This window comes from Achromobacter semiaridum, from assembly GCF_053543755.1.
On sequence record NZ_JBLVOL010000069.1, the window covers coordinates 7,159 to 19,296 of the forward strand.

A 12,138-nucleotide genomic window follows, 5' to 3' on the forward strand; every position below is an offset into this window, starting at 1 on the left:
CCCGCCCCGATATTCCGCAACCCCCGCTTGCAGGGTGGGGCGCCGGGCCTGCTACCACCAGGCGTGAAAGTGGTGGACCGGCCCGTGGCCCGATCCTACCGACAGCCGTTCGGCATGGCGGATGGCTTCCGTCAGGTAGGCCTTGGCGCGGCGTGCGGCCTCTGGTACGTCCCCGATTTGGGGCAGCAAGGCCGCCAGCGCGGCCGACAAGGTGCAGCCCGTGCCGTGGGTGTTGGCGGTGTCGATGCGGTGGCCGGGCAGTTCGATCATGCGGTCGCCGTCGTGCAGCAGGTCGATGGTTTCGTTGCCGGGCAGGTGGCCGCCCTTGACCAGCACCCAGCGTTCGCCGGAGTGCGCCAGCTTGTTGCGCAGGCGTTCGGCCACGCGCCGCATTTCCTTGACGGTTTCCACCGGCCGTTCTTCCAGCAGCACACCGGCTTCGGGCAGGTTGGGCGTCAGCATCGTGCACTGCGGCAGCAGCGCCTCGCGCATGGCGCCCACGGCATCGTTCTCCAGCAGCAGGTCGCCGCTTTTTGCGACCATGACCGGGTCCAGCACCACGTGCGCCGGAGTCCACTTGGCCAGCTTTTCGGCCACCATTTCAATCACCGGATACTGGCCCAGCATGCCGATCTTGACGGCGTCGATGCGCACGTCGGTGAACAGCGTGTCGATCTGCAAGCCCACGAAGGCAGGCGGCACGGCCGAAATGCCGGTAACGCCCTGGGTGTTCTGCGCCGTCAACGCCGCGATGACGGCGCAACCGTACGCGCCCAGCGCGCTCATGGCCTTCACGTCGGCCAGGATGCCGGCCCCGCCGGAGGGGTCGACGCCCGCGATGGTCAACGCGTTGGGAATGGGACGGGCGTTGCCGTCCTGTTGGCGCGAGCTCATTTCTGCGCGCCCGGGCCGCCGGTGATCAGCCCTTCAGTGGGCGAGCTGGGAGCGCCGCTGTACAGCTTCTTGGGCATGCGGCCGGCCAGGAAGGCCTCGCGGCCGGCTTCCACGCCCTTCTTCATGGCGCTGGCCATCAGGATCGGGTCGCGCGCGGCGGCGATGGCGGTGTTCATCAGCACGGCGTCGCAGCCCAGTTCCATGGCGATGGCGGCATCCGAGGCGGTGCCCACGCCGGCGTCCACCACGACCGGCACGCGGGCCTGGTCGATGATCAGGCGCAGGTTCCAGGGGTTCAGGATGCCCATGCCCGAGCCGATCAGGGATGCCAGCGGCATTACCGCCACGGCGCCCATGTCTTCCAGCATGCGGCACTGGATGGGGTCGTCGGTGCAATAGACCATGACCTTGAAGCCGTCGTCGACCAGCGTCTTGGTGGCCTTCAGGGTTTCGGGCATGTTGGGGAACAGCGTGTGCGGGTCGCCCAGCACTTCCAGCTTGACCAGGTCATGGCCGTCCAGCAGCTCGCGCGCCAGGCGCAGCGTGCGCACGGCGTCGTCGGCGCTGTAGCAGCCGGCCGTGTTGGGCAGAAGCGTGAATTTTGACGGCGGGACGTAGTCCAGCAGGTTCGGTTCACCGGCGTTCTGGCCGATGTTGGTGCGGCGGATGGCGACGGTGACGATTTCCGTGCCGCTGGCGTCCAGCGCCGCGCGGGTCTGCTCGAAGTCCTTGTACTTGCCGGTGCCGACGAGCAGGCGCGACGAATAGGCGCGCCCGGCGATGGTGAGAGTGTCTTGTGTGGTCATGGCGGTGTTTCAAAGGGCGGGTGCGCGCAGCGATACCCGCGGGAGGCTGACTGAAAGGCTTTCGCGAATGATAAAGCACGATGTCGCGCCGGATGCGCAACAAGGTGGGAAGCCCCGTTCCGTTTTTCAAGGAATGCGGCATGCATCAACCGCCAGGGCCGGATCAGCGCAGGCGGTCCAGGTCGGCGCAAAGGGCTTCGGCGGCGTCGATCAGGCGCGGACCCGGCCGGTACAGGGCGTCGGCATCCACGCCATACACGTGCCCCAGGCGCGCGGCCGGCAGCCCCAGCGCCTGCCAGGCGGCCAGGTTGCGGGCGGTGTCTTCCGGGCGGCTGACGCCGGCCACCACCGCCTCGGGCCGTGCCGCCAGCACGTTTTCCAGCGTGACCTGCGGCGCCACCACGGGCGCCTGGCCGAACACGTTCACGCCGCCGCAGACGCGCAGCGCGTCGCCCACGATGCTGCTGTTGTTCAGGGTGTAGATCGGGTCCAGCCCGGCCTGGATGAGGACGCGCACCGGGCGGCGTCCGGCGTAGCGCGACGTCAGCGCGGCCAGGCGCTGGCGCAATTGCTGGGCGGCGGGCCGCGCATGCGCCTCGGTGCCGAACAGCACGCCCATGCGCTCAACGGCGTCGGGAATGGCGGCCAGGGTCAAGGGGTCGCTGTAGAAAACGGGCACGCCCAGCTTGTCCATGACGTGCACCAGCGGCTGCGCCGCGGCGGGCTGCCAGGCAATCAGCAGGTCGGGGCGCACGGCTGCCACGCGTTCCGCATCCGGCTGCGTGCCGTCGCCGATGATGGGCACGCGGCGCGCGGCGGGGGGGTAATCGCTGCCGCGTATGGTGGCGGCCAGATAGTCGCCCGCGCCGGCGGCGTAGACCAGTTCCGTGGCGTGCGGCGCCAGCGTGACGGCGCGGCGCGCGGGCGCGGCCAGCGAGACTGCGCGGCCCTTGTCGTCGTGCGTGTGGATGGCGTCGGCCGCGTTCGCGCTTGCCGCGCCCACCGCAAGGGCCAGGGCCAGGGGCAGGGCCGGCAACGCGCCCGGGGCAAGGAACAGCCCCAGGGCGATGCGGGAAAGCGCGCGTGCAAAGCTCATGCAAAAGCCGATAGAGGCAGCGAAGAACGCCGACTATATCGGATGTCCGCCATCAATAGCGCATCGTGAGCGATGCGTAGAAATTGCGGCCCGGCGCCGGGTACAGGTTGTAGTTCGCGACGGGGCCCAGCATTTCGAACGACGCATTGCCGCCGCGTATGCCGTACGTGGCGTACTGACGGTCAAAGATGTTGTTCACACCGATGGCGCCTTCGATGTTGCGCGTGAACTTGTACGCGACCTTCGTGTTGAACAGCACGTAGGCGTCCAGTTCCTTGTCGAACTGGTTGGCCTGGTCGTTGTCCATGCGCGACTTGCCCACATACTGCGCCGACACGTTCCACAGGAAGGCATCGGTCGGGCGCCACGTCACGCCGGCGTTGGCCAGCCACTTGGGCGCCAGCGGCACGGTCTTGCCGGCCAGGTCCACGCCCGCGTAGTTGCCCGAGCGGAATTGCGCTTCCATCCAGGTCAGGTTGGCATCCAGCGTGACGCTGCTGGACACGGCGGTGCGGCCTTCCAGTTCGATGCCTTGGCGGCGGGTCGGGTCCAGGTTGGTATTGGCGCCGGTGCCCGGGCCCCACATGCCGTCGGCCAGCGGGTTGTACTGGATTTCGTTGGTCAGGTCATAGCGGAAGTACGACAGGCGGGCGCTGCTGGCGGCGCCTTGCCACGTCACGCCGATTTCCTTGTCGGTGGACGTTTGCGGGGCCAGCGGGCTTTGCACCGACAGCAGTTCGTCGGCGTTGGGCAGGCGGAAGCTGCGGCCGACCTTGCCGTACAGGCCGAAGCCGGCGGACAGGTCCTGGCGCACCCCCAGCTGCCACGCGGTCAGGTGGTTGCTGCGATCCGACGGGGTGCCCGAACCGCTCAGCACTTCCAGGTCGTCGGACGCGTACTGGCGGCGCACGCCGGCCGTGACCGTGGTGCTGTCGGTGGCGCGGAACAAGCCTTCGGCGAACAGGCCGTACTGATGCTGGCGCGACTGCCACTTGGACGGTTCGAAGTCGTAGTAGGCGTTCTGGTCGGCGGTGGTCTTGGATTCCTGCGCGTCGGCGCCGAACACCAGGCTGTGGCCGCCGGTGATCGGCAGGCGATAGCGCACGCTGGCGATGTTCTCTTCCAGCTTCTGGTCGCGCCACGTGTCGCCAAAGCCGTCATACGTCAGGCCGTTCAGCTTCTTTTCGCGGGTGGACAGATCGGCGTACAAGGTGCCCACGCCAATGGCCTGCTCTACTTGCAGGCCGAAGGTGGTGGACGTGGTCTTGACGAAGTCCACATCGTTCTTCGAGCCGCGCGGGTCGTCCTGGAATTCGTTCACGCCGGTCGACGGGCTGATCAGGCGCGGGCCGGGCAATTCCAGTTTTTGCGTGGTGGTGCGGCCGTACAGGCGGATCGAGCCGTTGTCGTGGCGCAGCGTGATGCCGCCGCCGCCACCTTCGCGGCGCTCGCCGCTGTGGTCGCGGTAGCCGTCGGTGTGCAGCGATTGCAGGTAGGCGTCAACGCCCACCTTCTGGTTGTTCATGGCGACGGCCGCGTCGTATTGGCGCAGGCCATAGCTGCCGAACGTGGCGGTGGCGCGGGCGGTGACCGGTTCTTTCGAGAAATCAGACCGGGTGATGATGTTGATCACGCCGCCGGTCGTGCCGCCGCCGTATTGCACCGAGCCGCTGCCGCGCACGATTTCAATGCGTTCCACCTGGTCCAGCGGCACCACGCCCAGGCTGGGGGCCGACAGATCATTGGTGTTCTGCTTGACGCCGTCGATCATGATCAGCGTGTTGCTGGCGCCCGTGATGCCAAAACCGCGCAGGTCGACAATCGCGTTGTCGCTGGAGCTGCCGGTATTGATCAGGTTGATGCCGGCCTGGGTCGACAGCAGGTCCTGCATGGTGCGCGCGCTGCTGGCGGCGATGTCCTGCGCGGTGATCACCGAAATCGATATTGGCAGCGTGCGGCCGTCGGTCGGCACGCGCTGGGCGGTCACGATGACCGGGTCGAGTTCGGAGGTGGCAGCTTGCTGGGCGGCGGCGATGGCCGGAGCGGAACAGAGCAGGGCGCCGGCGTAACGCCGGATAGAGCGGGCTTTCATCTACATAACCTCGATGCGACCCGCGACCCCGCAGGCCAATCACGATGGGAGGACGTCCGCGCGCCACGGCAAGCCCGGCAAAGCGGGCGCGGCGGCGCTGGACTTCCTGACGAGCGAACTGGCCGGTATCGGGCTGCCATGGCTTGAAAAGCGCATGGGGACCGTTGCGGGGGCAGCACAGGCTGGACGCGGGGCTTGCCGGCCGCCTGCTGTGCGGCAAGGCGGCGTGGCGGCCCGGGCGGGCGTCTTCCTGTTTCCCGTTTATCTTTCGCACGCGGACAGGCAAGTGTTGTGTTCTTGCCAGCCTGATGCGCCGAAAGCACCGGTTCGGGGCCGAAACTGTATCACCCGAGGGCGCGAGAGACCCCGTTTTGTTACGATCAGGGCTTGTTTTTTCGGCGTTTTTCGCTTTTTAGCCACATCCGCGCCGCTGTTGGCCAACTTTATCTGGACCTGCCCGTGTCGTATCCCCGCCTGCCGTACCCGCCCGAAGCCTATACCCAGGGTGGCGAATTCGCCCGCCTGCTGGGCAAGCGCATCCTGATCCTGGACGGCGCCATGGGCACCATGATCCAGCGCTACAAGCTGGGTGAAGCCGACTTCCGGGGCGAGCGTTTCGCGGCCCACGGCAAAGACGTCAAGGGCAACAACGAGCTGTTGTCGCTGGTGCGTCCCGATGTCATCTCCGAGATCCATCGGCAATACCTGGAAGCGGGCGCCGACGTCATCGAAACCAACACCTTCGGCGCCACCACCATCGCGCAGGGTGATTACGACCTGCCGGAACTGGCCTACGAACTGAACCTGGTTTCCGCGCAATTGGCGCGCCAGGCCTGTGACGCCTACAGCACGCCGGACAAGCCGCGCTTCGTGGCCGGCGCCCTGGGCCCGCAGCCCAAGACCGCGTCGATCTCGCCCGACGTCAACGACCCCGGCGCGCGCAACGTCACCTTCGACGAATTGCGCGTCGCCTATATAGAACAGTTGAACGGCCTGCTGGACGGCGGCATCGACATCGTCCTGATCGAAACCATTTTCGACACGCTGAACGCCAAGGCCGCCATCTTCGCCACCGAAGAAGTGTTCGAAGCGCGCGGCATCCGTCTGCCCGTCATGATCTCGGGCACGGTCACGGACGCGTCCGGCCGCATTTTGTCGGGTCAGACCGTTGAAGCCTTCTGGAACTCGGTGCGCCATGCGCGCCCCATCACCATCGGCCTGAACTGTGCGCTGGGCGCGGCGTTGATGCGCCCGTATGTGGCCGAGCTGTCCAAGATCTGCGACACCTACGTCTGCGTGTACCCCAACGCCGGCCTGCCCAACCCCATGGCTGAAACCGGCTTTGACGAAACGCCCGCCGACACGTCCGCGCTGCTGGAAGAATTTGCCCGCGCCGGGCTGGTCAACATGTCCGGCGGCTGTTGCGGCACCACGCCCGACCACATCCGCGCCATCGCCGACAAGGTCACGGCGCTGACGCCGCGCGTCGTGCCGGACATTCCCGTCAAGACGCGCCTGTCCGGCCTGGAAGCCCTGAACATCGACGAAGACACGCTGTACGTCAACGTCGGCGAACGCACCAACGTGACGGGCAGCAAGATGTTTGCCCGCCTGATCCGCGAAGAAAAGTACGACGAGGCGCTGGCCGTGGCGCGCCAGCAGGTCGAGAACGGCGCGCAGATCATCGACATCAACATGGATGAGGCCATGCTGGATTCGGTGGCCTGCATGCACCGCTTCCTGAACCTGATCGCATCCGAGCCCGACATCGCGCGCGTGCCGGTCATGATCGACAGCTCGAAATGGGAAGTCATCGAAACCGGCCTGAAATGCGTGCAGGGCAAGGCGGTGGTCAACTCCATTTCCATGAAGGAAGGGATCGAGCCCTTCCGCCATCACGCGCGCCTGTGCCGCCGCTACGGCGCGGCCGTGGTCGTCATGGCCTTTGACGAACTGGGCCAGGCCGACACGCTGGAGCGCCGCAAGGAAATCTGCGGCCGCGCGTACAAGATCCTGGTCGAGGAAGAAGGCTTCCCTCCCGAAGACATCATTTTCGACCCGAACGTTTTCGCGGTCGCCACCGGCATCGACGAACACAACCACTACGCGGTGGACTTCATCGAAGGCACCCGCTGGATCCGCGAAAACCTGCCCCACGCCCGAATCTCGGGCGGCGTGTCCAACGTCAGCTTCTCGTTCCGTGGCAACGAGCCGATGCGCGAAGCCATCCACACCGTATTCCTGTATTACGCGGTCAAGGAAGGCATGACGATGGGCATCGTCAATGCCGGCCAGCTGGGCGTGTACGCCGACCTGGACCCCAAGCTGCGCGACCTGGTCGAAGACGTGGTGCTGGACCGCCCCGACCCCGTCGGCAAGACGGACCCGTCCGACGAACGCACGCCCACCGAACGCCTGGTGCAGTTTGCCGACAGCGTGAAGGGTTCCGGCGCCAAGCGCGAAGAAGACCTGACGTGGCGCAAGGCCGACGTCGAACAACGCCTGGCGCACGCGCTGGTGCACGGCATCACCACCTTCATCGTGGAAGACACCGAAGAGGTGCGCCAGAAGATCTTCGACCGCGGCGGCCGCCCCATCGAAGTCATCGAAGGCCCGCTCATGGACGGCATGAACGTCGTGGGCGACCTGTTTGGCGAAGGCAAGATGTTCCTGCCGCAAGTGGTGAAGTCGGCCCGCGTCATGAAGCAAGCCGTGGCCCATTTGATTCCCTTCATCGAAGAAGAAAAGCGCCAGATCGCGGCAGCCGGCGGCGACGTGCGCGCCAAGGGCAAGATCGTCATCGCCACCGTCAAGGGCGATGTGCACGACATCGGCAAGAACATCGTGTCGGTGGTCTTGCAGTGCAATAACTTCGAAGTCGTGAACATGGGCGTGATGGTGCCCTGCGCGCAGATCCTGGAAAAGGCCAAGGAAGAAAACGCCGACATCGTCGGCTTGTCCGGCCTGATCACGCCCAGCCTGGAAGAGATGGCCTACGTGGCCAGCGAAATGCAGCGCGACGAATACTTCCGCAGCCGCAAGCTGCCGCTGATGATCGGCGGGGCGACCACCAGCCGCGTGCATACGGCCGTGAAGATCGCGCCCAACTACGAAGGCCCGGTCATCTATGTGCCCGACGCCAGCCGCTCGGTGGGCGTGGCCACCAACCTGATGTCGGACCAGTCTGAAACGTACCTGGCCGAACTGGCCCAGGAATACGAGGAAGTGCGCCGCCGCCACGCCAACCGCAAGGCCACGCCGATCTTGCCGCTGGCCGACGCCCGCGCCTCGCGTCCCGTCATCGACTGGGACAGCTACACGCCGCCGCGCCCCAAGTTCATCGGCCGTCGCACGTTCAAAAGCTACGACCTGGCCGAGATCGTGAAGTACGTGGACTGGGGCCCGTTCTTCCAGACGTGGAGCCTGTTCGGCCCGTTCCCCGCCATTCTTGACGACAAGGTCGTGGGCGAGCAGGCGCGCAAGGTCTATGCCGATGGCCTGGCCATGATGAAGCGCATCGTCGAAGGCCGCTGGCTGACCGCCAACGGCGTGGTGGGCTTCTACCCGGCCAACAGCGTCAACGACGAAGACATCGAAATCTACAAGGACGAAACGCGCAGCGAAGTGCTGTTCACGTATCGCAACCTGCGCCAGCAGGGCGCCAAGCGCGAGGGCGTCAGCAACAAGTCGCTGGCGGATTTCATTGCGCCCAAGTCCTCGGGCAAGATGGACTACATCGGCATGTTCGCCGTCACGGCGGGCATCGGCATCGAGAAAAAGGAAGCGGAATTCGAGAAGGCGCTGGATGACTATTCCAGCATCATGTTGAAGTCGCTGGCGGACCGCCTGGCCGAAGGCTTCGCCGAATGCCTGCATGCCCGCGTGCGCCAGGACCTGTGGGGCTACGCGGCCGACGAGGCCCTGTCCAACGAAGACATGATTGCCGAAAAGTACGTGGGCATCCGCCCCGCGCCCGGCTACCCGGCGTGCCCGGAACACGTCGTCAAGACCGATATGTTCCGCGTGCTGGACGGCGCCGACATCGGCATGATGCTGACCGACAGCTACGCCATGTACCCGGCGTCCAGCGTGTCGGGCTTCTACTTCAGCCACCCGCAATCGCAGTACTTCAACGTGGGCGTGATCGGCGAAGACCAGCTTGAAGACTACGCCAAACGCAGCGGCCGCGGCATTGAAGACCTGAAGCGCACACTGGCGCCAAACCTGGGGTGATGCGCCGGCCTGGGCCGGACAGCCGCTTATCGCCCCGGCGGGGCGATGCGGCCCAGGACGCGTTCAAGGGTCAGCCCAATCGCCAGCACCGCGCGGTCTTCGCCTGGCAGCCCGTCTATTTCCAAACCCACGGGCAAGCCTTCTTTTGACCGCCCGGCCGGCACGCTCAGGCCCGGCAGGCCGGCGTTGCTGCCCGGGTCCACGTTGCGGGCCAGGCGGCTGAACGCTTCGAAGCTGCTGGCCTGCGGCGTAGCGGGCAGCGGCAGGATCGGCAGCGTGGGAAACAGCAGGCCGTTTAGCTGGTGTTCTGCGAACGCGCGGCGATAGACGTCGATGAGTTCATCGCGCTGGTGCGAGATGACACGCTCGTACAAGGGTTGCAGCGCCAGCACCTGGCCGTCGGGCGTGGGCAAGACGCCGGGCACGATCAAGCCTTCAAAAATGCCTTTGACGTCGGGACTGGAAATCTGCGCCACCACCTCGTCAAAGCTCACGCCCGTGTCGTAGCGTTGCAGGTAGTCGGTCAGGTCCGGCTTTTGTTCATACAGGCATAGCGGCATGCCGACCGCGGCGTTGGCGGCAGGCAGCTCGGGCATGTCGATCTCCACCAACTGCACGCCCGCGTCGCGCAGCTTTTGCAGCGCGGCGTGGGTGACGTCGCGCACCTGGGCTTCCAGGTCGTTCCAGAAATAGCTGGCCAGGCCCAGGCGCACGCTTTTTGCATCAAGCGGCGCAAGCGGCGCGGTGTCATCGGCCAGCACCGCGTCCAGCAGCACGATGTCGTCCATGCTGTTGGCAATGGGACCCGGGGTGTCGCGGGTGTGTGAAATGGGCGTGATGCCGGCGCCGTCATAGCGCCCCACCGACGGCCGGAATCCGACAGCGCCGTTTACCGAGGCCGGCAGTCGCACCGATGCGCCCGTGTCGGTGCCCATGGCCGCCGGCGTCAGGCGCGCGCCCACCGCCGCGCCGCTACCCGACGACGAACCGCCTGCGATGCGGCTGCTGTCATAGGCGTTGCGCGTGCCGTCTCCCAACGGGCCGGGAAACGCGGTGTTGTAGCCCGACACGCCAAACGCCAGTTCATGCATGTTGGTCTTGCCAACGATGACCGCGCCCGCCGCGCGCAGCCGCTGCACCACCGGTGCGTCTTTTGCCGGGCGGAACGATTTCAGCGCGGGCGTGCCGGCGGTGTTGGGCAGGCCGGCAACGTGGATGTTGTCTTTGATGGCGATGGGCACGCCGCCCAGCGGACCGCCGTGCGGCTGCGCGTCGTAGGCGCGGGCCTGGGCCAGGGCGCCCTGGTGGTCCACGGTAATGAAGGCGTTCAACGCGGCGTGGGCGTCGATGCGGGTCAGGCTGGCCTGGGTCAGCGCTTCGCTGGACAAACGGCCCTCGCGGATCAGGGCGGCGGCCTGGCCGACGGTCAGGGAAGCCAGCACGTCGTCGCCGTGGGCGTGGGGCAAGGGCGGCGCGGACGTGGGCTGCTTGGATGAATCGGACATGGCGCGGTTCCCTTATGCACGGTTGATGGAACCGCCATCTATACCGTTACCTGCCGGACCTGTCGAGCGCGGCCGCTACGCTGGCCGGCTGGGTCTTCTGGTTCACCAGTCGGATACTGGTAAACCATGATGCCGAAGATTGGTGAACCAAATATTATTTGGTCAGACCACTTTAATATGCCATGACGCTGCAACTGATTCCCAAACCCGCAGAGCCGGCCAGCAAGCCGGCGCCCGACCGCGCCTATGTGCGGCTGGCGGCGCAAATCCACGCCCTGGTCGCCCAGGGCGAATTTGCCGTCGGCAAGCGGCTGCCGGCCGAACGCGCGCTGGCTGAACGCTTTGACGTCAGCCGCACCGCGCTGCGCGAAGCCATCATCGCGCTGGAACTGCAAGGCGTGGTGGAAGTGCGGGGCGGTTCCGGCATTTATGTCTGCGAACCTAAGCCCGGCGTGGCGCGCCTGCCGCCCGCGCAGGAAGCGGGGGCCGGGCCGTTTGAACTGCTGCGGGCGCGTTGCCTGATCGAGTCCGAGGTGGCGGCACTGGCCGCCACAACCCGCACCGATGCCGACCTGGACCGCATCTTCGAGGCGCTGACCACCATGCGTGAGCAGATGACGGATAAGGCGGCCAACCAAGAGGCCGACCGGCGCTTTCACCTTTACATCGCGCAGTCCACCGGCAATAGCGTGTTGCTGGCGACGGTAACGTCGATGTGGGACCAGGCCCAAGGGCCGATCTGGGAAAAGATGGAACAGCACTTCCATTCGCAGGATTTGCGCCAGGCATCGCAGCAAGACCATCAGCAGATTTTCAGCGCGCTGGTTGCGCGCGACGCGCAGGCGGCCAGGCTGGCGATGCGTGCGCACCTGGAACGCGTCATCGGCGAATTCGCCCAGGGGTGGCGATAGCGCATCCCGTCATATAGGGGCACACCAGCATGTTGAATTGCGCAATTCATGGTGCACAGGATCTGCGTCTGGACGTACAGGCGCCTGAAGCGCTGGGCGCGACGCAGGTGCGCGTGGCCATCAAGGCCGTTGGCATCTGCGGGTCGGACCTGCATTACTACCGTCATGGCAGGGTGGGCGACTTTGTCATCCGCGAGCCGTTGACGCCGGGCCACGAGGCCTCGGGCCAGGTGCTGGAGGTGGGCGCCGCCGTTACCACAGTGAAACCGGGCGACCGCGTGGCGCTGGACCCGGCGCGCACCTGCGGCGTGTGCCGCTACTGCCGCCAAGGCGATTCCAACCATTGCGACGCAGTGCATTTTTTCGGTAGCGCCAGCCGCTATCCGCACATGCAGGGCGCCATGCGCGAACAAGTTGTGGTGCAGGACGCGCAATGCCTGCCCGTGCCGGATAGCCTGTCATTCGAACTGGCGGCCTTCGGCGAGCCCCTGGCCGTGGGGGTGCACGCGGTGCGCAGCGCCGGCGGCCTGCTGGGCAAGTCGGTGATGGTGGTGGGCGCCGGCCCCATCGGCGCGCTCATCCTGATGGCGGCGCGGGGGGG

At 66.3% G+C, this 12,138-nt stretch carries 8 protein-coding genes; 3 read left to right on the forward strand and 5 right to left on the reverse strand.

Going from position 1 to position 12,138, the window contains the following annotated elements; translation table 11 throughout:
- Window positions 1–51: 51 nt before the first annotated feature.
- From thiD to ACNPP0_RS18915, 4 genes are all read right to left on the reverse strand, one after another.
- A complete protein-coding gene (gene thiD / locus ACNPP0_RS18900; protein ID WP_332612389.1) occupies window positions 52–894 on the reverse strand; it encodes a bifunctional hydroxymethylpyrimidine kinase/phosphomethylpyrimidine kinase in 843 nt (280 codons plus the stop codon).
- Window positions 891–1,700, reverse strand: coding sequence for a thiazole synthase (locus ACNPP0_RS18905; protein WP_332612388.1), 810 nt, complete (start codon window positions 1,698–1,700; stop codon window positions 891–893). Before ACNPP0_RS18905 ends, thiD begins: the two co-directional genes overlap by 4 nt.
- 163 nt (window positions 1,701–1,863) lie before the next feature.
- Complete coding sequence (locus tag ACNPP0_RS18910) at window positions 1,864–2,796, reverse strand: cobalamin-binding protein (RefSeq protein ID WP_448706697.1); 933 nt, start codon at window positions 2,794–2,796, stop codon at window positions 1,864–1,866.
- 52 nt (window positions 2,797–2,848) lie between these two features.
- Complete coding sequence (locus ACNPP0_RS18915; RefSeq protein ID WP_448706698.1) at window positions 2,849–4,888, reverse strand: TonB-dependent receptor; 2,040 nt, start codon at window positions 4,886–4,888, stop codon at window positions 2,849–2,851.
- 459 nt (window positions 4,889–5,347) lie between these two features.
- Between ACNPP0_RS18915 and metH the strand changes: the two genes are divergently transcribed.
- A complete protein-coding gene (gene metH / locus ACNPP0_RS18920; protein WP_448706699.1) occupies window positions 5,348–9,121 on the forward strand; it encodes a methionine synthase in 3,774 nt (1,257 codons plus the stop codon).
- A 26-nt stretch (window positions 9,122–9,147) separates the two neighbouring features.
- On the opposite strand, the gene iaaH is transcribed toward metH, so the two are convergent.
- Window positions 9,148–10,626, reverse strand: a complete 1,479-nt coding sequence (gene iaaH, locus ACNPP0_RS18925; RefSeq protein WP_448706700.1) for an indoleacetamide hydrolase — start codon at window positions 10,624–10,626, stop codon at window positions 9,148–9,150.
- A gap of 182 nt (window positions 10,627–10,808) precedes the next feature.
- Between iaaH and ACNPP0_RS18930 the strand changes: the two genes are divergently transcribed.
- Together ACNPP0_RS18930 and ACNPP0_RS18935 are read left to right on the forward strand one after the other, a co-directional pair.
- Window positions 10,809–11,537 (forward strand): FadR/GntR family transcriptional regulator, encoded by a 729-nt coding sequence (locus tag ACNPP0_RS18930; protein WP_332612379.1) that lies wholly within the window; start codon window positions 10,809–10,811, stop codon window positions 11,535–11,537.
- A 29-nt stretch (window positions 11,538–11,566) separates the two neighbouring features.
- Window positions 11,567–12,138 (forward strand): alcohol dehydrogenase catalytic domain-containing protein (locus ACNPP0_RS18935; RefSeq protein WP_448706701.1); only part of this gene is annotated, 572 nt, incomplete at its 3' end.

Coding starts and splice junctions, on each gene's coding strand:
- thiD (WP_332612389.1), bottom strand. CDS start 894: ATGAGCTCGCGCCAACAGGACGGCAACGCCCGTCCCATTCCCAACGCG.
- ACNPP0_RS18905 (WP_332612388.1), bottom strand. CDS start 1,700: ATGACCACACAAGACACTCTCACCATCGCCGGGCGCGCCTATTCGTCG.
- ACNPP0_RS18910 (WP_448706697.1), bottom strand. CDS start 2,796: ATGAGCTTTGCACGCGCGCTTTCCCGCATCGCCCTGGGGCTGTTCCTT.
- ACNPP0_RS18915 (WP_448706698.1), bottom strand. CDS start 4,888: ATGAAAGCCCGCTCTATCCGGCGTTACGCCGGCGCCCTGCTCTGTTCC.
- iaaH (WP_448706700.1), bottom strand. CDS start 10,626: ATGTCCGATTCATCCAAGCAGCCCACGTCCGCGCCGCCCTTGCCCCAC.
- ACNPP0_RS18930 (WP_332612379.1), top strand. CDS start 10,809: ATGACGCTGCAACTGATTCCCAAACCCGCAGAGCCGGCCAGCAAGCCG.